Source organism: uncultured Cyclobacterium sp., assembly GCF_963977555.1.
GTDB lineage: Bacteria > Bacteroidota > Bacteroidia > Cytophagales > Cyclobacteriaceae > Cyclobacterium.
Window position 1 is genome coordinate 1 of the sequence record NZ_CAXBPD010000010.1, and the last position, 21,899, is coordinate 21,899.

The window sequence follows — 21,899 nt, forward strand, 5'->3', positions numbered from 1 at the left end:
TTTTTTAACAAAGAAAATCATTTCAGCCCAATCCCCCAACTTTTAGGACTGATCCCATAAGATTACTTTGGCTTTAATCAGGTTTTTTTCAAAGGGTCACACATTACAAATTCCAGCATCATCTAGATGCTCAACGTTACTCCGAATAGTCTTTAAGCAGTGCACGGTAATTGGTTAATATTTTTGACCTACTAATAAATCCTTTGAACATTCGCTCCTCATCAAGTAAGGGCAATTGCCATACATCTGCTTCATCAAACATCTTGGTTACCTCCATTACAGAATCATTGGGCGAAATGATAAATGGGGGGGCTATGGCCAATTGGTTTACACTTGTACCGTCAGCAGACTCTTTATTGAGCAGGAATGGTCGCAATTGCTCCCTGTTCAACACTCCCCAAAATTGATTGTTAGTATCTACAACCGCCATACTATTTTGGTCGCTATTCCTGAAGATATGAAGCACTTCCTCCATCGTATCAGTGGTGCGTATTAGTATAGAAGAAGGGTTAATACAATCGTTAAGTGATATGTGAGACAAGATATTCTGATCCTGCCTGGTTGTGAAAATATCTCCTTTTTCTGCCAACTCTTTAAAAGAAGGATTGATCGGAGAAAACGAACGGTTTATTATGTATGAAGTCACTGAGACAATCATCAGAGGGATAAACAAATCATAGCCACTGCTTGATTCAGCAATTAAGAAAATCGCTGTCAACGGAGCATACATTGCTCCAGACATCACGCCAGCCATACCCACCAGCATCAGGTTGGTTGTAGGTACATCTGTAAAGCCCATTATTTCTAAAGAAAAACCAAAAACAAAGCCTAAAAGCCCTCCAGACATCAGAGAAGGGGCAAAATTCCCTCCATTCCCTCCAGAGCTCAGGGTAATGCTCGTTGCAAATGCCTTAAGCAAGATTGTTAGTGATAAAAATACTATAATGATAATATCTGAATTCCCAATATAGCGGAAGAGACTGTCCTCAACGAGCAAATCTACCTCCCCTTGGTAGATGGTTCTAATGTTCATATAACCTTCACCAAATAGTGGTGGGAATAAAACGCAAAGAATAGACAGCACAGCTCCCCCTATCACCGCCTTGAGAAGTACATGCTTTTTATACCTATCAAAGAATTTTTGAACCCTCTGCCCTACCACTAAAAAATACCTGGCGTACAAACCCGTCAATACCCCAAGGCTCAAAAAATAAAATACATTGAAATGATTGAAGGTTTCGCGGGCCTGAAAATTAAAGAGAATGTCCTCATTTAAAATAATTGCAGAAAGAAGACTCCCACAGATACTGGCAATAACTAAGGGTATAAAATCCGTAAAGACAAGCCCAGTGAGAATGATCTCAAAAGCAAACATGATCCCAGCTATTGGTGCGTTAAACGCAGCTGATATACCTGCCGTAGCACCTGCTGCTAATAAAAGCGTACGCTCTTTAAATCCCAACCTGTACCTCTGGGCATAGTTAGAACCAATGGCAGATCCAGTAACAGCTATAGGGGTCTCAAGTCCTACCGAACCTCCAAAACCTACAGTGATTCCACTCTGTAGTATCTGAGAGTACATTTTACTTAATTTAACCTTGCTTTGCTTTTTAGAAATGTCTTTAAGAATAAATGATATTTCCTTCTCCTCATCTCCTTTAAAAAAGTATTTGACGATAAAGGCCGTCAGGGTTATCCCAATCATAGGAAAAATCCCATAGATCAATAATCTTTCCTCTAACGGAGCGTCAGCACTAATTGCAGACTGGATATAATGAACAAATACTTTAAGTATAACCCCAGCTGAACCAGCACTAAGCCCCACCAAAATACCGGACAAAACAAGGAACTGGGAACGGGTAACTTTCTGACTTACCCAAATTAAAAATAACTCTATAAAATTAAATTTCCGGTAAGGATATTGAATAAAATTCTTTTTGAATTGTAAATAGCTTATATAAAGAACTTTTATTTTCCTGTTCATTTAAATTTCCAGATGGTTAAACCCTCAGTAGGCAATAGCTCACTTTTTTAGTGGCCCAGTCACTATGAACCCTATTGCGTAATTTGGATTAAAGTTGAAATAATTGGACATTAATTTTACCCGTCCTACAGGTTTAAATTTGTGATCCTCTTTCCTTTTGCCAAAACTCAAAATACCTCTATTATCTGAACTGACAACCGTGATTAAGTAATACTCGTTGGCTGCTCAATTTTTTAATTGTGCTCAAATACAAACTCATATATGAGACCCTTTGCGCTTGATGAATAGGATTTTGGGTTTAACTCGATAATCGAGCATTTGATCAGACTTTCAGGATTTAAAGGTAGCACAAATTTTATATTATTTGATGTCAACATCTACATACCTAGCATCTTTATTATACAAAGATTCCCAAGTATTTTTCCAATGGAAAAATACTTGGGAATCTTGTCTTCTTGGGGTATTGGGGAGGAATTGTTATTCTCAGCCTTCTCAATGAAATAAAAAACATCCATTAGCGCTCAATAACGGCGGTAAGCGCGAACAAAACCCACTCCCAAATAAGGGGATGAACCTCTTTTAGTTGACAGTTTAATGCCACCTTAGGTCAGTACTCAACATTGGATCAACTACCTTAAATTCATCAAATGCCCGATCTTTGTTCTTCTGCCACCATTCCATATAGGCTTCAGCAACTATCTCAAGGGATTCATCCTCTGGCACATATTCAAATGGACTCACCCGCCTCTGCACTACAGGATTTTGAGAGGGGAACCTCCCTATAAGAAATTCACTATCGATAGCTACTGCACGGATTGATTCTACTGTCCATAAAACATACATCCCTAAGGTGCTCTCTTCAGTCAAGGAAGAAGATATCCAGTTGATCGGGAAATTCGATATTTTTTGTCTACTGTCACGGTATTCAAGTAACTCAGGGATATCAGCGGCAGTAAAAGAAGGTAATTCCGTGGAGGAATATTCCCCCTTTACAAGTAAATCCACATATTGACTGACAGTCACATTTTCGGACAATTCTTCTTCCCTTTTATCACAGCTGACAAAAGCCAAAAGCACAAAAATAACCAAAACAATTCTAATATCTTTCATGGTCCATTAATTGAATACCGGACGAATTAAAATTTTAATTAAATATAATAAATAAAATTAGTTAATAACGCTCTCACTTATTGACTTCTATATGCCTTAATTCTAAGCCTATCGAAGTTCTAGGCTTAAAACCTTTCCAAGTTTCCTCCAAAGAATCCTCTGTTAGATCAAGATACGAAGAATAGTCTTTTCCTTTAAGATGGATTCCTAGAAATGCAGTGACAAAATGCTGATTGATATTGTTAATCCTTCTCTGATCCCAAGCAGGCTCTGCGTACCGTAGGTATTCGTCCAGGTGCATGCCCTTTTGAAATGATTCTGCTGGTGGTGGGTTCGGTGCCACATTGTGCCTTGCATCCTTATAAGTTAGCAAATACCGATTGGCATTGACCGCACCATCATAGATGGCTTTGATTCCGTCCTCATAGCCGGAAATATCATCCTGATCACCCGCCACAAAAAATACTGGAAGCTTAATGTTGGCCAAACCTTCACTGTCCCAAACTCCTCTGGCCATTCCCCAAGGGGCAAAAGCTACCACCGCTTTTATCCGTGGGTCAACTGTGGAAGCATAAGTTGGATTGGATAAACTGCGCTCCATTATTTTATCACTTCCTCCAGTCATTTGACCAAAGAAACCACCAAAAGCAGGTGAAAAACCAGCTCCAGCAGCATTTAATGCCCCATATCCACCCATAGAATAACCTACCAACGCAGTATGTTCAGTGTCAATCATGCCCGCAAAAAAACCTTCAGCCTTATCACTTCCCATCTTAGCCATTTCATTTAAAATAAATAAATCATCCAATGGACGGTGGTAAAGCGTACTTGAAAATTTGCCAGGATTCTCAAAGGTAGATTCTGTATGGTGAATGGCAACAACTATATAGCCTTTTGAGGCAAGATTTTCAGTAAGGTAAGTCATTAGGTACCTGGATCCTAAATAGCCATGAGAAACGATCACCAAAGGAAATGCTCCTTCGTCATTTTTTGGTAAAGCATCTCGTTCTGCCCTCCCTTTGAATGAAAATGAACTGAGGGGTCGTTTTTCATCATTTGCCACCCCGATAAAATCATTATAATGAGTTTCTGGCTTGGTATTTATAGCCGCTGGATACCAAATCTCAACTTTTAAAGGCCTGTCATAACTAGGTTTTGAGTCCTTTGTGAAATTTGCTATGTCCGGTTGATTCTTATGAATCAGCTCCAATGTTTGAACCCCTATCAGGTAGTCTCCCCTTGCTGCCAATTCAGGTGCATCCGGAAGTAAATCTCCATATAAAAAGTTATTCGATTCTTTTTGACCAACTGCAGGATTGATACTGATGCAAAATAGAAGTATTACTATTATAGGAAAATACAGCTTTGCCGATTTCATAGCTAAATTGGGTTATTCATTAAATGCAAATAAAACTTGAATAGATAAATATAAATATTTTAGAAGATATATATATTTCAGACTAAGAATAAAATTTCCAATTCTTATTCTATTTTTGTCTCAATGATTGGTTTGGATATTAATTATTCATAACTCAATTGCACTTATTCATCATTGATACGATGGGTAAAACAAACTAAATTGTTCGTAATAAATTGATGAGAAAATTGTTATTCAGACTTTTATGGACAAAAAACAAATCGGCGTATTGGGGCAGAAGTTAGGGATTAACCCGTCCAAGGACATCCCTTCTGGAATTGTTGTTTTTCTGGTTGCGCTCCCATTGTGTCTTGGAATAGCGCTTGCCAGTGGAGCGCCTTTGATCTCCGGCTTAATCTCTGGAATGATTGGGGGAATTGTTGTAGGCTTAATGAGTAGGTCGCATACCAGTGTTTCAGGCCCTGCAGCTAGCTTGTCGGCAGTGGTATTGGTTGCGATCCAGCTTTTGGGTTCTTTCCAAGTATTTCTCTTGGCCCTTTTAATAGGAGGATTAATTCAAATAATTCTTGGCCTTTTAAAAGCCGGTAGAATTGCAGACTATATCCCCACCAATATCATCAAAGGCTTGTTAGCAGCTATAGGGCTAATTTTAGTATTTTCTCAGCTTCCTTATGCATTGGGTGTAGAACTTGATAAAAGCCGACTCTTAAATTACTCTCAAGATGTCTTCACCGGTCTGCAAGAAAGAATTCTTTTGGTTTTTACTTCCATGGAGCCAGGGGCAATTTTGCTATCCCTTGTTTCATTGGGAATCATGGTTTTCTGGGACCGAACTCCATTAAAACATTTAAAACTATTTCCACCTTCCCTATTCGTCGTAATTCTTGGTGTGTTATTGAACCAACTTTTCAAATTCTTTATTCCTACTCTATTTCTGGATGGTGTTCATTTAGTAAGTATTCCAGAGATTAGTCACTTTGGATCATTGTTTACTATTCCAGATTTTGCAGCCATTAAAGATAGAAAAGTTTGGACTTATGCCTTTACCATTGCCATTATTGGCTCCATAGCCACCCTTTTAAACTTAGAAGCTACGGATAACCTTGATCCGCATAAAAGACGAAGTCCACCTAATCAAGAGCTGGTGGCTCAAGGTATAGGCAACACCCTTTCTGGACTATTGGGAGGCATACCCATTACCTCAGTTATCGTGCGCAGCTCTGTAAATATTGAGGCGGGTGCTGAATCCAAATTGTCTACGCTTATCCATGGCTCACTATTAATGGTAAGTGTTTTGTTTTTAAGCAACATCATCAACCTTATCCCTTTGGCCTCTCTGGCTGCAATATTGCTTTTGGTTGGATACAAGCTTACTTCTTTTCATATCATCCGCCAGATGTTTCAAAAAGGCTGGGTTCAGTTTTTGCCTTTTGCGGTCACAGTCATAGCAATTTTGATGACGGATGTTCTGCTAGGTGTTATGATAGGATCTGCTGTAAGTGTTTTCTTTTTACTAAGAAGTAACTTCTACAATCCTTATTACATAGAAGCAACCAACCCTGCAAATAAAAATAAAACGGTTCGCTTGGAGTTGTCTAATGAAGTATCTTTTTTAAACAAACCAGCTATAAAAAGTACACTTTGGAACTTACCTAAAGGGACCAAAGTAATTATTGACGCTTCTTTTTCATCCTATATTGAACCTGATATTTTGGAAATTTTTGAAGACTATAAACATACTTTTGCTAAAGAAAACAACATTGAATTCAGCATCATAGGATTAGGAGAGAATTATTCCCTAAGGAAAAAAATTAAAATTGATCGGAAAAATTCTCAAGACAGAAATGACCTTAAGACTCCTCAAAAAATACTTAATTTCTTAGAGGAAGGCAATAAACGATACATTGATGGTGACCTTGTCTCGCGCCGTTTTCAAAATAAAAAATTAAAAGATTTCATCAAAGACGCGCCTTTGGCGGTGGTGGTAAACTGTATAGACATGCGGGAACCACTTAATATGTTGATGAACACAGGCATTGGTGATCTCATTCCACTGAAAGTTGCTGCAAATATCCTCGACAAACACCTAATTGAAACCATTGAAATTTCGTGTAGGAAACAGCATGCCAAATTGATTCTCATTATGGGAAATACACCCAATAAATTAGTAGTAGCAGCTTTGAAAAACTTCGTCGAATCACCAAATGCCTCAGCAAGTACACTATTAACCCCTTCCTTAGAAGCCAAACTCTTTCATCCCAAAGACATTTCTCCAGCTAATTTGAAGGAATGGTCGGATCGATTGACAAGGTGGAATCTTGATTATTCTAAAGCTTTAATACTAGCGAGCAATCCATATTTGAATAGTGAAATAAAAAAAGGGAACATTGGCTTGTGTTCTGCTTTATTCAATCGCCAAACCGGGAGAATTGAATTTTCTTCTCTCTACATGCATGAAAGCCTTTCCAATAATAATTCCTTAAATTAGACTTTGTAATTAATTAACCCATAAAAAATATAAAAATGAAGTGGTCTTTGATCAATAAAAACCAAATACAGCTACCCCATTTATTAGCGGTACTTTTAGTACTTATCATCTTCACTTCATGTGGAAAAAGTGAATCCAAGACCAGACAAAGTACACCAGAAGAAGAGTGGAAAACCATTTTTAATGGCAAAGATTTAGAAGGGTGGACAGCCAAGTTTCAACATCATGAGTCGGGGGAAAATTATGCAAATACTTTCCGGGTAGTGGATGGAAACATTCAGGTTAATTATGAAGACTATGAAAGTTTTGATGAACGATATGGTCATTTGTTTTACAAAAAACCTTACGCTTCCTTTCACCTAAAGTTCGATTACCGTTTCACCGACCAATGGATGGAAGATGCTCCAAGCTACACTTATAGAAACAGTGGGGTAATGTTTCATTCCCAAGCGCCAGAAACCATATTAAAGGAGCAAGATTGGCCTATTTCAGTGGAATATCAAATGCTTGCTGACGCCGGAGATGGAAAACCCAGACCTACCGGTAATATGTGCTCCCCAGGTACTGAAGTAATCTTTAACGGAGAGATGGATCCTAGACATTGTATCAGCTCAACTTCGCCTACCATCCCATGGGACGAATGGGTGCACGCAGAATTGATCGTTTATGGGGATTCTTTGGTCATCCATAAAGTCAATGGTGAAAAAGTATTGGAATATACCCATCCTCAAGTCGGTGGTGGTGTAGCCCAGCGTTTTGATCCAGCATATAAGGTAGATGGTCAAATGCTGAAAGAGGGCTATATTGGCTTGCAGGCCGAGGGGCAAGGGGTAGAATTTAAAAACATAGAAATAAAGGAATTAGATTAATGCTTTCACTTGAGAAATCTTTCTGAAAACTCCTCTTTAAAAGCCCTTCCAATTGGCAACTGCTCTCCATTGATCAAAGTGATAATATTGCCAGAAACCTTTTCTATTCTGGCAATATTTACCATAAATGATTTGTGAATACGGATGAATTGTTGACCATCCAATAATTCCAGCCATTTTCTCAAAGGTTCAGACGAGATATACTTTTTATCCGAAAGGATAATGTCGCAATAATCTCCATCTGCGCGGATATACAAAATATCTTCAAATGAGATTCTAACATGGTCATATCCTAATTTAATGAAGTGTTCCTTCTTTTGGTTACTTTTGGCATTAATAGCTACCTTCTCTGCAGGCTTTCCATCTGTTGGACCAGGAACTTTGCTTACAGCTTTCACAAAACGTAAAAATGAGAATGGTTTCAATAAATAATCCACTACATCAAGATCGTAACTTTCTAAGGCATATTCAGAGTAAGCGGTGGTAAGTATAATATGTGGTTTAATACTTAAACTTTTGAGCAGGTCTAAACCTGTCAATCTGGGCAGATGAATATCTAAAAAAATCAAATCTATGGCATTGGAATTTAGAAATTCCATGGCCAATATGGGATCACTATAAGTTCCTTTGAGCTTGAGGGTGCCCAAATCTTCAATGTACTTTTTTAGTATTCTTTGGGCTGGTGGTTGATCTTCAATTATTATACAATTCATTTCAATCTTTATTCAAAACCATTTCTAAGCTAACTTTATACAATGAATCAGTCTGCTGAATGTTCAGTACATGGCTTTCAGGGTATAGTAGATTTAATCTTTTTTTAACATTATAAAGCCCAATCCCTTTCCCAGAGTCCGATTTTTGATTTATATGCTTAAAATTATTTTGACAAATAAACGTCAATTTACCGTCTTCATTTATGGTGAGTTGAATGGCTATTTTAATTTGTTCCGATTGGCCACTTTGACTATGTTTGAAAGCATTTTCTATAAACACATTTAAAATTAGAGGGGCAATTCTAAAGGCTGTAGTCCCAAAGGGTGCTTCAAAAGTAACCTCTCCCCTCTCCTCAATCTGCATTTCATACAGGCGAGTAAAATTTCTTAAATGTTCAACTTCTTTTGTAAGTGGAACAGATGCTTCTTTACATTCATAAAGCATGTAGCGCAGCACAGAACTTAATTCTAGAATTATTTCTGGCGTTTTTAAAGATTGCACTACAGCGTAAGAGTACAAGTTATTGAGGTTATTGAATAGAAAATGAGGATTAATCTGTGACTTCAAAAAAGTCAGCTCACTTTCCTTAATTATAGCTTTTAGTTCTTCTACTTTCCGTTGGTTGCGAAGTGCATCCCAAGCAAACTTAAATCCTGAAAGGATAACGATTACAGGCAATACCTGCCCAAGGCTAAAGATAACTCCAGGAAAACCTGCTCCTCTGGAATCTGGGAAATACCATTTTTCTATTACCAGTTCTTCTAACAAAATTACTAAAGAAATGGTTAGCACAGTCAACCCAAAGAAAGCAATGTACTTTTTAGTATAAAAAAACTTCGGCAATAACACATAACTAATAAAAAGATTGGCAAATGTGTAATTTGAAAAATACACTACATCATACCAGTGAAAAGTGTTGACTTTACTAGGGTGGTTGCTGTCTATCACATAGAAACAAAAAACCAATGCATGGAGCACAAGTTGAAAATAAACCTCCTTTTTAGCCAAGCTATTTTCTATTGGTTGCCTTTTCATGGTACAAATATAGAAATTAGGAAGTCTCTTGGACAAAATATAAGATGAACAGCCCATATTTCCCTGCGAACAACAACATTATCGTCCCTATTACCTATTTGTCGTTTAACAGACAATTTGAACCGTTTACCGAATACTTTTTAATTGTTCAGATTTAATTCTCTAATTCACATTATCAACTAAAAATAATAAACCATATGAAATCACTTCTAACACTTGTCGCTATTTTGTTAGTGACAATTTTTTCTTCACAAGCACAGGATATAGAAGTATCCGGAAAAGTGGTGGTGTCAAACAGCAAAACACCTGTTGAGTTTGCTACGATTAAATTAATAGACAAGGAATCTGGTAATCTTCTGGTTGGTACTACGACCAAAGCAGATGGTGGACTTTTGTTAATTACCCAAGACAAAACTTTTAACCTTGAAATAAGCTTCATAGGCTTCATTTCTAAGACCATTACCGAATATGAAATTCAGAATGGAAAAGTTGACTTTGGAACTGTATTTTTAGAAGAGGACAGTAAATTGATGGATGAAGTGGTGATCCGGGGCGAAAGATCAACAACAGAGTTCAGACTTGACAAGCGGATTTTCAATGTAGGTCAAGATTTAAGTAGCACAGGAGCAAGTGCACTGGAAGTGTTAAATAATGTACCATCTGTAACAGTAGATATAGAAGGTCAGATTCAATTAAGAGGAGCAGGTGGTGTTCAGATAATGATTAATGGCAAACCATCCGTTTTGGCGAGTGACGGAGGAAATGCATTGGGTACTTTGACAGCGGACATGATAGAAAGCGTAGAAGTAATTACCAACCCATCTGCAAAATACGACGCTGAAGGAACCTCCGGAATAATTAACATCGTACTAAAAAAAGAAGAAAAACGAGGGATTAATGGTTCTGTATCTCTAAATACAGGAGTCCCAGATAATCATAGCTTAGGCTTCAGTCTAAATAAAAGAACTGAAAAGTTCAATCTATTCAGTCAAATTGGTGTAGGCAAACGCAAGTTTCCTGAGAAATATAAAGGTTATAACAGAAATGAAACAGCTAATACTGAAATAAACAATTTTGGGGAAAGAGATAAAGGAGAATCTTTCCTTAATGTTATTCTAGGTACTGATTATCATATAGATGACAACAATGTTCTTTCTCTTACTGGAAATTTCGCCTATGAGTGGGAATCAGAAACCTCACTAATAAATTACAGTGCTATAGGAGCAGACAATGTGGTTTCCTCTGCATGGCAAAGAGATGAGGTAACTTCTGCAACCAATCCTAAATGGCAATTTGAAATGCAGTACAAAAAAGATTTCTCTGATAAAAAAGACCATTATCTATTGGTAAGCGCACTGGGGAGCTCTTTTTCTAAAGATCAAAAATCCGCCTTCAATAATACACCAGAATTTGGTGAGGATGCCCTAAGTGACCAACAGCAAACGCAAACTGACTTTGGACAAGTAGAATATACCTTCAAAGCAGATTATACCCAACCTTTTACAGAAGAGATAACTTTTGAAACTGGTGGACAATATTTAATTACAGATGTTGGAAATGATTATTCAATCAGCAACTTTGAGGACAACCAATGGGTGGTAGTTACAGATTTATCTAATTCATTCCTCTACAACCAAAAAGTTTTGGGGGTTTACAGTACCGGATCTTATGAAGGGGAAAAAGCAGGAATAAAATTAGGCCTAAGGGTGGAAAACACGGACCTTTACACTTTATTGGAGCAAAATAACCAAGAAAACAACAGGAATTTCACCAATTTATTCCCTACGGTCCACACTTCCTACAAGATGAGGGATAACTTTTCTCTGCAAGCCGGATACTCCAGGAGAATTGCCAGACCAAGGCTGTTCGACTTGAATCCATATTATAATATCAGGAACAATTACAGTATCAGAACTGGAAACCCAGATTTGTTACCTGAATTAACAGATAGCTACGAAATAACAGGAATTTTTGATCACAAAGCATTCTCTTTAAGCTCATCTGTTTATCACAGGTACATTACAAGTACTGTGGAAAATGTAACCCGATTTGAAGGGGATATTGCCATATCTATGCCTATGAATATTGGCACCAATAAAACCACTGGCTGGGAAGTAAACGGAAAATACACACCATTGGATTGGTTATCATTTAACGGTGATTTTAATTACAATTATTTCCACAGAGAAGGAACTTTTGAATCCACAGATTTTGATTTCAATGCTGACCAATGGTCTTCAAGGTTAACCACAAAAATTGATTTTCCTTCCGACTTTGCTCTGGAACTCGTTGGAAACTACCAATCAAAAAGGCAAACATTTCAACAATTGATGAGTGGCTATGCAATGGCTGACATTGGCGTAAGGAAAAAAGTACTAAAAGGAAAAGTGATCCTCAACCTTAGTGTTAGAGATGCTTTTGCTAGCAGAATATTTGAAAGTGAAACGGTCCAAAGCAACTTTTCACAATACAGCCATAGGATGCGAGGAAGATTTGTCACCTTCGGCTTAAGCTATGGATTTGGCAAAGGTGAAGCGATGGAATTTAGCGGACAAAAACGCCGCTTCTAATACCAATCATGTTACATGAAGACTACTCCTTATTCTTTCACTAAGTGAATTGGATAGTCCGATAGTTTTTAATTAAATGCCATAGGTCTAAGCCTGTGGCATTTAATTTTAGGCTTTGTAGAAAAAATGATTCCTTTTCCATGGCTTTTAAAAAAACAAGAATAGTTAAAATGCTTTTGCGCTTTAAAGCAGGAGAATAAGTGTATTGCTAATTCTTTAAGCTTTCCTTATTATAAAAATCAGTAAATTAGGCAGCGCAAAAAGGATTGTGGGGATTTATACCTCCAAACTTCCCTAACTACTGCTATACCCTAAATATAAAAATCCCTACAGTTCTTAGCTTTGGACAGTTGCTAAATACTGTAGGGACTTGATACTGCATAAAGAGCTTAGGAAATAACTGCTTAAGTCAGGAAGGTTTCTAATGCACTAAATTTTAAATGCATTAGAGTCATTGCAAGAAAACACCTAGTAATGTGCTTACTGCCATCCGCCTCCAAGTGCCCTGTACAAATTAGTTAGGGCTTCCATCTGGGCATAGCGGCTATTAATTAATTTGATTTCAGAATTCAAAGCATTTTCCCTCGCAGTGATGACCTCTAGATAATTGCCAATGCCATTGTCTAACAACTCTTCGGAATATTCAATCGCCACCTGATAGGCATCTAGTTCCTTTTTAAGCAAGTCTTCCTTTTCTTTGGCCGAATCAAAAGTATAGATCGCATCTGAAACTTCCTTTTCGGCGTTTAATACCGTTCTTCTAAAAGAAAGATAGGCTTGCTCTTGTTGGGTTAATGCCACTTCAAGCTGTGTCTTTAACCTTCTGCCATTTAAGACCGGCTGTGTTAACCCGGCAATAACATTCGCAAAAACCGAATTAAGACTAAACAGCTGGTCCAATTCCAAGCCTTGAATACCTGCAGTACCTGAGATTGTTAATGAGGGATATAGATTTGTCTTCGCCACATTGCTCATTTCAAAGGCATTGATCAGCCCATATTCCGCAGCAAAAACATCTGGCCTATTGCGCAGCAGTTGAACAGGAAAGCCAATAGCTCGTTTTTCAGGGAGATGCTGATTGTTCAGTTCACCTCGGGGAATGTCCTCCGGAGATCTTGCCAAAAGAATGGCAAGCGTATTTTCAGCCAAGTGAAGGTCTCTTTGTAAATCCACCTTTAAAGCCTTTACTGTGTACAGCTGGGCTTCAGTTTGTTTCACGCCTACCTCTGTTACGATCCCTGCGATTTTTAAGGAGGAAGTAGTTTCCAATGCCTGCTCCCTATTACTGATCGTTTCATTGGTTAGTTTCAATTGCTGATCCAAGGCCAATAACCTGAAATAAAGGTTGGCAATGTCATTAATCAACCTGGTTTTAACAGCTTGATGTGCCGCTATTGATTGCAGGTAAGATGCTTCAAAAGCCCTACGTTGACTCCTGATTTTACCCCAGACATCTGCTTCCCAGGAAAAACCTGCAGAAACTTCATACTGGGTAATTCCACCATCAAAGAAAGAACCAAATTGAGAATTTTTTGACAATTCCTGATGGGTTACTTTGCCAGTTCCGCTCAAGGTGGGCAATTGCCCCCACTTCCCTTGTTTATAATAAGACTGCGCTCCAAGAATGGTTTGCAAAGCCAATCTTATATCTATATTGGACTCCAACCCTTCCTCAATATAACCGACTAATTGAGGGTCAGTAAATACTTCTCTCCAGGAATAGTCTGCCATTGAAACACTGTCTTCAGGCAACAAATCTGTTCTGAAATAATCTTCCTCCACAATTGTTTCGGCCTGTTTATAATCCTTAGCCACAAAACAGGAAGACAAAATCAAAAGTAAAAAAGGGGTAAATAAACTTTTATTGAGCATAATAATTAAGCGTTATCTAAAGTTTCAACTTCTTTTTTTGGACTAATTTTTTCCTGAAGCCATTGAAAGAATATAAACAAAATAGGAATGACAAAAACGCCCAGAACAGTACCAATCAATAAGCCGCCAACAGCACCTGTACCAATAGACCTGTTACCTGCAGCGCCAATTCCATTGGCAAAAGCCAGGGGTAATAAACCAATAATAAAGGCAAACGAAGTCATAAGAATAGGTCTAAGCCTCACCCTAGCGCCATCAAATGCAGCATCAACAATCGAAGCCCCAGCTAACCTCCTTTGCATGGCAAACTCTATAATTAAGATTGCATTTTTGGCCAACAATCCTATAAGCATTACCATTGCTATCTGAAAGTAAATATTAGCTTCCATTCCCAGGAAGTAGGTGGTCAAATAAGCTCCCATCACGCCTACAGGTAAAGACATCAGCACTGCTAAAGGAATAAGATAACTCTCATATTGCGCAGCCAAAATAAAATAGACAAAGAGTATACTCAACAATATAATAAAGGTAGTTTGACTACTTGCATTGATTTCCTCTCTGGTCAAGCCAGAATAATCCACATCAAAGTTTCTAGGCAAACCTGACTCATTAACCTCCTGAATGGCATTGATTGCATCACCTGTACTGTAACCAGGAGCTGCAGCACCATTTATTGCGACAGAATTGAAAAGGTTAAACCGGGTTACCGCCTGAGGGCCATAAACCCTCTTAAGCGACAAAAACGCTGAAATAGGTGCCATCTCGCCTTGATTATTTCTAACAAACAAGGAATTAAGGTCATCTACCTCCGCTCTATCTTGAGGCATGGCCTGAATATATACCCTGTATTGCTTGCCAAATTTCGAGAAATCAGCAGCATAGATACTACCAATATATCCTTGAAGCGTACCCAAAATACTACTAACACTGACTCCCGCTTCCTTGGCTTTGGGAATATCGAGTACCATTTCATATTGAGGGTAACCGGTACTAAAGGCTGTTTGGGCATATAAAATTTCTGGTCTAGCCATTAATTTGCCCATGTATTCTTTTACCTCAACATCCAGTTCATTAAAACTCCCTCCGGATTGGTCCAAAAATTTAAGTTCAAAACCTGAAGACACACCAAATCCAGGAATACTAGGAGGAGCAAAGAATAGAATTTTTGCGCCAGGAATACCTGCTGCTATACCAAACATTTTGCCTATCAAAGCAGAAGCGGATAATGATTCTTCCCCCCTTTCTTCCCACGGTTTCAACCGAATAAAACCCAACGCAAAATTACTACCTTCTCCAGATATTAAACTGAATCCGTTGACCATAGATCCCCCCTCTACTCCTGGAAGGTCCTCTATAGCATTCATTAATTGCTCTGTAACAGCAACTGTTCTGTCAAGGGAGGCACCTTCAGGCAATACAATATCAGTAAATATCAAACCTCTGTCCTCTTCAGGTACAAAACCCGTTGGTGTATTTTCAGCCGCCCAGATAATTGCTCCGATAGAACCAATAATGATCACCCCTGTAATCCACTTGAAGCGAAACAAGAATTTCAATGCGCCAACATATTTGGCAGTGGTGACATCAAATGCCCTATTGAAACCATTGAAGAATCGTTTACCCAAACTAAGCTTCTTATCAGGATGGTTTTCATGGGGTTTCAGTAATAGCGCACAGAGTGCAGGGCTTAATGTCAATGCATTGACAGCCGAGATGGCTATTGCTATCATTAAAGTGACCCCAAATTGCTCATAAAAAACGCCCGTTGGTCCGGTTATGAAAGTAACAGGTATGAAAACAGCGCCCATTACCAGGGTTATCGAAATAATAGCACCGGTAATCTCATCCATGGCTTGATGGGTAGCATTCCGTGCTTTTTTCACTCCACCCTCCATTTTGGCATGGACAGCCTCGACTACCACAATGGCATCATCCACAACAATTCCTATGGCAAGAACCAAGGCGAACAAGGTCAATAAGTTAACCGAATACCCTAATATATTTAAGAAAAAGAAAGTACCAACAATGGATACGGGAACTGAAATCGCTGGAATTAAGGTAGATCTAAAATCTTGAAGGAAAATAAATACCACAATAAAAACCAGTATAAAGGCCTCGATTAAAGTTGTCGTCACTTTAGCGATAGAAGCATTAAGGAAATCATTGGTATCAAAATTAATGAAAATGGACAAGCCCTTTGGAAAACGACTTTCAAGTTCATTCAATGATGCTTTCACATTGTCAATGATCTCCTGCGCATTAGAACCAGGCGTCTGATAGACAGCCATACTCACCCCAGAATTACCGTTGGTAAAGGACATTACAGAATATCCTTCCGCATCCATTTCTACATCAGCCACGTCCTTTAAACGCAAGAATTGTCCATCGCCTAGTGCTTTGATAACAATATCCTCATATTGGGTTTCATTTTTATAACGCCCCCCATATTTGATGACATATTCGAAGGCCTGTGCGTTATTCTGACCAATAGACCCTGCTGCTGCTTCCAAACTTTGTTCGTTGATGGCGGCTGTCACATCTGAAGGCATTAAGCCGTAAGCCGTGAGTTTATCTGGTTTGAGCCATATTCTCATGGCATAATTTTTTGAGCCAAATACCGTAACGTCCCCTACTCCTTCGATCCTCTTTATGGTAGGAATAACATTTATATTAAGGTAATTTTGGATAAAGGTGGCGTCATAATCAGGGTTTTCTGAGACCATTGTAAAAAACATCAACGAACTCGTTTGCTGTTTCTGGGTAATCACACCTGACTGGACTACTTCTCTTGGTAAAAGCGGGTTCGCTCTTGCCACCCTATTTTGAACGTTAACAGCAGCAATATCAGGATCTACGCCCTGTCTAAAAAACACCTGAATGGTGGCTGATCCACTATTACTGGCAGTAGAAGTGATATAATCCATGTTCTCCACCCCATTTACTTGTTCCTCTATGGGTATAATTACACTCTCAAGTACCGTCTCTGCATTAGCTCCAGGATAAAATGCTGTAATTCTAACTGTAGGCGGTGCAATGTCCGGATATTGACTTACAGGTAAGGACAATAACCCCAGAACACCAAGAATAAGTATTAAGATGGAAACTACAGTAGATAGTACTGGTTTGTCTATAAATTGTTTTAGCATTTTATTTTATTTAAAAGCTACTTTTAATTTTCCGGCGATACTATCAAAAGGTACTAGTTGCGGTGAAATTTTCATTTGATCCCGTACCTTATCAAGGCCCTGATAAACTATTTTGTCCCCCTTCTTCAGCCCTTCTTCTACAACCAATAATTGTCCTACTTTCGCTTCTATTTCGATCAATACCTCCACGGCAATAGAATCAGCACCAACCTTATACAGGTAGGTTTTTCCTTGTTGCTCGTAAATTGAAGCTTCCGGAATCACGGGCTTGTCTTCGTATTTTTTAGGAATACGCACTTTTCCACTGTTACCATGCGCTAGCAGGCGATTTGGGTTTGGAAATGTAGCCCTAAAGCTCACTGTTCCAGTGCTTGGATTTACCTGACCAGTTACGGTTTTAATTTTGCCTTTATGAGAATAAATTTGACCATTTACAAGCTCAAGTTCCACTTCAGCCATATGCTCAATTTTATCGTCCAAAGATTCTCCATCTGTGACTTGAAGCATATTCAAATACTGTTTTTCATTCATGGAAAAGAATGCAAATACTTCGTCCACTTGTGAAACTGTAGTCAATGGATCACTTGGACTTACCAAGGCTCCTTGACGGTAAGGTATGGCTCCGACATATCCGGAAACGGGGCTTTTTATAGTGGCATATCCAATATTTGCAGAGATACTATTGTAGGTAGCCATGGCTTGATTGTACCTGGCCTCAGCGGTTTTTAGCTGAACACTTCCAATAATTCCTTTTTCTACAAGTGGTTTTAATTTATCTACATCAACCTTAGCAGCTTCTACATTTGCCTTTGCTGCAGCGGCATCTGCATCCAGAGATTGGGTTTCAAGTTTAAATAAGCTTTGACCTTTCCTTACAGCTTGGCCTTCATCTACTAACACCTGAGTGATATAACCTGATACTTTGGCCCTTACAGAACTACTTACTATACCTTCCAAACTAGTTGGATAAGTTTCGTAGCCGGTTAAAGTTTGGGAAGGAACCGCTATTATGGGAATGCTAGGCGCCTGCCTCATTGCCACATTTTTTGTCTCTCCTTCTGAACAGGATTGGCCCAGTACTACCAGTACTATGAGAATTACAAAAGAAAATTTGTTCATTTAAAAGAAAATTTATTTATGCTAATTAAAAGTTTTAATTGCTATTACACTTCAGCCATTCCGTACCATAACTTATTGATCAAAAGCTCCCGGTCCGTTTCATTCAATTGAATTGAACCAAAAACATTGATTTTTGAAGCCATAATTACACTACCCATGTACATGGCTACGTATATTTCGGGTTTGGCTGGTTTTAAGTACTTTTCATCAATTCCCTCTTTAAGGAATTGAAAATAAGCTCCTGTGAAATGATGAGGGCTGCGTTCTTGATTGAAAGGCGAATTGATGTATTGCTCAAAAAACACAAGCACTTTGGGATGTTGCGTATAATAAAGATATAGTTTTAGCCATCTTAAATAAAAACGCTCTCTGTAATCTTTTATATCATCTACTTGACTAGATATATATTTTTCAAGCCTAGTACGATAGAAACAATACATTTTTTTCATCAAGTCATCCTTACTACAGAAGTAATGGTAAATTGTTCCTGTTGATACATTGGCCTCTTTGGTCAATAAACTCATGGAAGTACCATGAAAACCATATTTGGCTACAAGTTCTAACGCACCTTCATAGATGGCTATTTCTTTATCTGAAAATTCTTGAGACTCTTCCATTGCTTTAGATCGAACGTTCATTCTAATGACAAAACTATAAAGAAGGGTTTTATTCTGCAAGAAAAATCACCTTGTTTTACTACAAATACAATATATAATTCTTTCATTCAGGAATCAAAAACAAAATTCATTAGAATAATTTTGAAAAAATAAACTATAATAAAAGTTATTTTCCTGCGCTCAGCAAATTTAAGTAAGGCAAAAAATACAGATGCCAACTATTTTCTTTCTAATCAAATCCTACTTTTTAATCATTTAAAGGCTATGGTTTTAAATGAAAATCAGTAAAGCAAAAAATTAGTTCAGGATGGCTCTTGGTTTTCTGAAGCACGTAAATAATCCGGTGTAAAGCAAGGTTCTTTCCGCTGACAAGGGGTATAAAGAAATTAAATATTTTAACCCAAACTAGGCAGTAGACAATCTATAAGGTATTGATCCGCCGCTGGGAATATAAGCCACTTAACTGATGTTTTCAACCATTGCGATCGTATGCTAAAATCTCCGAATAACTTTATTTTCTGGCGATTTCACCGATCCCTCAGAAAACTCAGGACTGGAAATACGAATTATATTTCATAATCTGGTTTGAACCTATTGCAATTAATAAATTGAAGGCACAAGACTATTATTGCTTCAAATTTATAATTAAATTACATCCTATAACTAACTACTAATGAATTACAAAAGGCTAATAGGGATTCCAATAACTGTCCTTCTATATATTTTATCAGTTTCAAGTATCTTCGCCCAAAGCCCAGACCAGCAAGCTCGAATTGTTCAGCCCTTTCACCTTACTGCAGTGCCTTGGGAAGCTGAGGAAGTAAAAAAAGATGCGTTTCTTCAACTTATTGAATCTACCTGTGAGGTAATGGCGAAACATCAAGACAATGCTGGAGCCATAATAGATCCATACCTTCACAGAGAACATCAATATTCCACTCCTTATTTCGCTTTTGCTGTAGGTGTTCTTTTGAAAGCTGACAAAGGAGATTTACTTAAGGTGGCTGGGATAAAAGCAATGGAAAACAGTACTTTGGCCTTTTCAAAAGGCAGCAAGTTCATCCCTGACGAGCATGGAGAGTTTTTTATAAGTCCACTTAGCAATGCTTTGCCTCTTTATCAGCCCTATGTCTCAAAAAATCAATTTGAACTTTGGCAAAAACGAATGCAAACCCCTTTGGTTGAGATCATGCAAAATTTCGATGGCAGAACCAATAATTGGCGTACCTATGCCATGAAAGGAGAATGGAGTCGCGCCCAACACCAACTTAGCACCAAGGCATTTGCAACTGAATTCATAGAAACAGCCTGGACTCAGTACAGTCAAAAGATAAGGATTCTCAATGATAAATGGAATATGTATCAAGATTGGAGCAGTGATCCTCAATCGCTGGCGGTGGAAGCTGTTGGCCGAGGGAATCTAATTGCATTGGCTGCAGAGGGTTATGATGGGCCTTCGTCAAAAGAAATCCTTGAAGCAGTAAGAAGAGGAACATACACCAGCCTTTATACCCAGTCTCCTGATGGCCAGGCACCACCAAACGGAAGAACAGACAATCATATATTCAATGATGTATTGTACCAATTGGCGTTTGAAGTGATGGCGGAAGATGCTTGGAAAAATGGCAATGAATACCTCGCCGGTCAATACAGAAGAGCTGCCAACCTTGCCTTTAAAAGTATTCTTCGATGGCAAAGAGAATCAGGTCCTTATAGTGGTTCTTTTTACATCACCAAAAATAATTTTGACCCAGCTGACAGGGTCGGCTATCAGCCAGCCAGTCAGTGGGGAAATTATACAGGTGCTTTTATCCAGCACTTATCTGAAGCCTGGCTTAGCCGACAAACAGCCATTCCACAATTCCCTGCACCTACTGAAATTGGTGGTTATGCCTTTACTACGGACGACAGGTTTGGCGCTTTTTTTGCCAACGCAGGAGGTTTTCAAGTAATGGTGAATCTAAGAGGTGCTTCGGTACCAAAATATGGTTTGAGCTGGACCCCATTAGGTACGGTAAGAATGGTAAAGTCAGGCTGGGACGGTCGTCTAGGTCCTTCAGATGGGGAGCATGACCTTAGCAAAACACCCTTATTTGAAATGAAAACAGGGGATGGCACCTTAGTAGACCGCTATCGTCCTCAATCTGGCATAAGCTTTGGCCCAGAATGGATGGAAAGAGGCCATTGGGTAAGAATAGCCGATGTCCCTGATACTTATCAGGCAGAGGTTGATATTCATTTTGTTCATCCGCTATTGGTTAAGTTTACTATTCATTATAATTTTGTAACAGGCAGAGGAGGTCCATATTTTAGTCAGGAGTTTATCCTTACACCTGAGCTATTGGTGACCAGACTTAAGAATGCTCAAGCCCTTCCTTATGGGTTAACAGTGCCTTTACTAGAAAATGATGGCAACCAGCTTATAGCTGAAATATCAGGTAATACAGCTCATACAGGATTTACCAAAGATGGAGACCGGCAATATTTTATAGGCCTTAATAAGGACATTCAAACAGACACTTCCGGGAATTCCATTCAAAGCACCTATGGTTGGTTAAAACCTGTAAGATTTGAATCGAATGACGCCTCCATAGACCTTATGGTGTATCCCAAATCTGCTTCAGGAATAAGCGCTAAAGAAATAAAGAAAGGTTTTGAATGGGAAATAAATGGCTTTAGTACTCCTTTGGCCTGCGTTAGTGGCAATCAATACCTTGGCGCTCATGCTGCAGGAGGCGAAGGAAAAGCCATGGATTTGGATAGGGATGGTAATGCTGATGTTACCTTTGACCAAAAATGTCTTTTCATGTTTCAGCTAAAGAACGAAAGGATTCTTCGTGTAGAAACAGATCGGAATGTCATAATGAAATACCAAGGTCAAACGTATCATTTAACAGCCTCTGAACCAATTACCCTGTAATTTTAAAAAAACTTGTCTTTTTCTTCAATTCCTACCAAGCCTATCAAACATTCGTACTAATTTTGCAAAGTTATTTG

Annotated in this window: 13 protein-coding genes; 4 read left to right on the forward strand and 9 right to left on the reverse strand. The window is 38.5% G+C overall.

What is annotated here, in order from left to right; genetic code table 11:
* Positions 1–136 precede the first annotated feature (136 nt).
* From AAC073_RS13710 to AAC073_RS13720, 3 genes are all read right to left on the reverse strand, one after another.
* A complete protein-coding gene (locus tag AAC073_RS13710) occupies positions 137–1,984 on the reverse strand; it encodes a chloride channel protein (protein ID WP_339924347.1) in 1,848 nt (615 codons plus the stop codon).
* A gap of 591 nt (positions 1,985–2,575) precedes the next feature.
* Positions 2,576–3,094 carry a DUF4943 family protein gene (locus tag AAC073_RS13715; protein WP_339924348.1) on the reverse strand — a complete coding sequence of 173 codons (519 nt, stop codon included), beginning with the start codon at positions 3,092–3,094 and terminating at the stop codon, positions 2,576–2,578.
* 73 nt (positions 3,095–3,167) lie between these two features.
* Positions 3,168–4,472 carry a dienelactone hydrolase gene (locus AAC073_RS13720; protein WP_339924349.1) on the reverse strand — a complete coding sequence of 435 codons (1,305 nt, stop codon included), beginning with the start codon at positions 4,470–4,472 and terminating at the stop codon, positions 3,168–3,170.
* A 244-nt stretch (positions 4,473–4,716) separates the two neighbouring features.
* Between AAC073_RS13720 and AAC073_RS13725 the strand changes: the two genes are divergently transcribed.
* The gene (locus AAC073_RS13725) at positions 4,717–6,960 is read left to right on the forward strand and encodes a SulP family inorganic anion transporter (protein ID WP_339924350.1); all 2,244 of its coding nucleotides are present in this window, start codon (positions 4,717–4,719) and stop codon (positions 6,958–6,960) included.
* A gap of 35 nt (positions 6,961–6,995) precedes the next feature.
* The gene (locus AAC073_RS13730) at positions 6,996–7,829 is read left to right on the forward strand and encodes a DUF1080 domain-containing protein (protein ID WP_339924351.1); all 834 of its coding nucleotides are present in this window, start codon (positions 6,996–6,998) and stop codon (positions 7,827–7,829) included.
* A 5-nt stretch (positions 7,830–7,834) separates the two neighbouring features.
* On the opposite strand, the gene AAC073_RS13735 is transcribed toward AAC073_RS13730, so the two are convergent.
* Positions 7,835–8,542 (reverse strand): LytTR family DNA-binding domain-containing protein, encoded by a 708-nt coding sequence (locus AAC073_RS13735; RefSeq protein ID WP_339924352.1) that lies wholly within the window; start codon positions 8,540–8,542, stop codon positions 7,835–7,837.
* A gap of 1 nt (position 8,543) precedes the next feature.
* A complete protein-coding gene (locus tag AAC073_RS13740; protein ID WP_339924353.1) occupies positions 8,544–9,578 on the reverse strand; it encodes a histidine kinase in 1,035 nt (344 codons plus the stop codon).
* A gap of 197 nt (positions 9,579–9,775) precedes the next feature.
* Here AAC073_RS13740 and AAC073_RS13745 point away from each other — a divergent pair, with 197 nt between their 5' ends.
* Positions 9,776–12,148, forward strand: coding sequence for a TonB-dependent receptor (locus AAC073_RS13745; RefSeq protein ID WP_339924354.1), 2,373 nt, complete (start codon positions 9,776–9,778; stop codon positions 12,146–12,148).
* 480 nt (positions 12,149–12,628) lie between these two features.
* Here AAC073_RS13745 and AAC073_RS13750 read toward each other — a convergent pair whose 3' ends face one another.
* From AAC073_RS13750 to AAC073_RS13765, 4 genes are read right to left on the reverse strand one after another with little or no spacing between them, the layout of a single operon-like run.
* Positions 12,629–14,020 carry an efflux transporter outer membrane subunit gene (locus AAC073_RS13750; protein ID WP_339924355.1) on the reverse strand — a complete coding sequence of 464 codons (1,392 nt, stop codon included), beginning with the start codon at positions 14,018–14,020 and terminating at the stop codon, positions 12,629–12,631.
* A gap of 5 nt (positions 14,021–14,025) precedes the next feature.
* A complete protein-coding gene (locus AAC073_RS13755; RefSeq protein ID WP_339924356.1) occupies positions 14,026–17,166 on the reverse strand; it encodes an efflux RND transporter permease subunit in 3,141 nt (1,046 codons plus the stop codon).
* A gap of 6 nt (positions 17,167–17,172) precedes the next feature.
* Entirely contained in the window at positions 17,173–18,285 is a 1,113-nt protein-coding gene (locus AAC073_RS13760; protein WP_339924357.1) for an efflux RND transporter periplasmic adaptor subunit, read from the reverse strand.
* A 44-nt stretch (positions 18,286–18,329) separates the two neighbouring features.
* On the reverse strand, positions 18,330–18,923 hold the full coding sequence (locus AAC073_RS13765; protein WP_339924358.1) for a TetR/AcrR family transcriptional regulator: 594 nt from the start codon (positions 18,921–18,923) through the stop codon (positions 18,330–18,332).
* Positions 18,924–19,575: 652 nt separating this feature from the next.
* Here AAC073_RS13765 and AAC073_RS13770 point away from each other — a divergent pair.
* Positions 19,576–21,822 carry a hypothetical protein gene (locus AAC073_RS13770; RefSeq protein WP_339924359.1) on the forward strand — a complete coding sequence of 749 codons (2,247 nt, stop codon included), beginning with the start codon at positions 19,576–19,578 and terminating at the stop codon, positions 21,820–21,822.
* Positions 21,823–21,899 lie beyond the last annotated feature (77 nt).

Bases quoted from the DNA above. Each gene is read 5' to 3' on its own strand.
- AAC073_RS13710 (WP_339924347.1), bottom strand. From the start codon at position 1,984: ATGAACAGGAAAATAAAAGTTCTTTATATAAGCTATTTACAATTCAAA.
- AAC073_RS13715 (WP_339924348.1), bottom strand. From the start codon at position 3,094: ATGAAAGATATTAGAATTGTTTTGGTTATTTTTGTGCTTTTGGCTTTT.
- AAC073_RS13720 (WP_339924349.1), bottom strand. From the start codon at position 4,472: ATGAAATCGGCAAAGCTGTATTTTCCTATAATAGTAATACTTCTATTT.
- AAC073_RS13725 (WP_339924350.1), top strand. From the start codon at position 4,717: ATGGACAAAAAACAAATCGGCGTATTGGGGCAGAAGTTAGGGATTAAC.
- AAC073_RS13730 (WP_339924351.1), top strand. From the start codon at position 6,996: ATGAAGTGGTCTTTGATCAATAAAAACCAAATACAGCTACCCCATTTA.
- AAC073_RS13735 (WP_339924352.1), bottom strand. From the start codon at position 8,542: ATGAATTGTATAATAATTGAAGATCAACCACCAGCCCAAAGAATACTA.
- AAC073_RS13740 (WP_339924353.1), bottom strand. From the start codon at position 9,578: ATGAAAAGGCAACCAATAGAAAATAGCTTGGCTAAAAAGGAGGTTTAT.
- AAC073_RS13745 (WP_339924354.1), top strand. From the start codon at position 9,776: ATGAAATCACTTCTAACACTTGTCGCTATTTTGTTAGTGACAATTTTT.
- AAC073_RS13750 (WP_339924355.1), bottom strand. From the start codon at position 14,020: ATGCTCAATAAAAGTTTATTTACCCCTTTTTTACTTTTGATTTTGTCT.
- AAC073_RS13755 (WP_339924356.1), bottom strand. From the start codon at position 17,166: ATGCTAAAACAATTTATAGACAAACCAGTACTATCTACTGTAGTTTCC.
- AAC073_RS13760 (WP_339924357.1), bottom strand. From the start codon at position 18,285: ATGAACAAATTTTCTTTTGTAATTCTCATAGTACTGGTAGTACTGGGC.
- AAC073_RS13765 (WP_339924358.1), bottom strand. From the start codon at position 18,923: ATGAACGTTCGATCTAAAGCAATGGAAGAGTCTCAAGAATTTTCAGAT.
- AAC073_RS13770 (WP_339924359.1), top strand. From the start codon at position 19,576: ATGAATTACAAAAGGCTAATAGGGATTCCAATAACTGTCCTTCTATAT.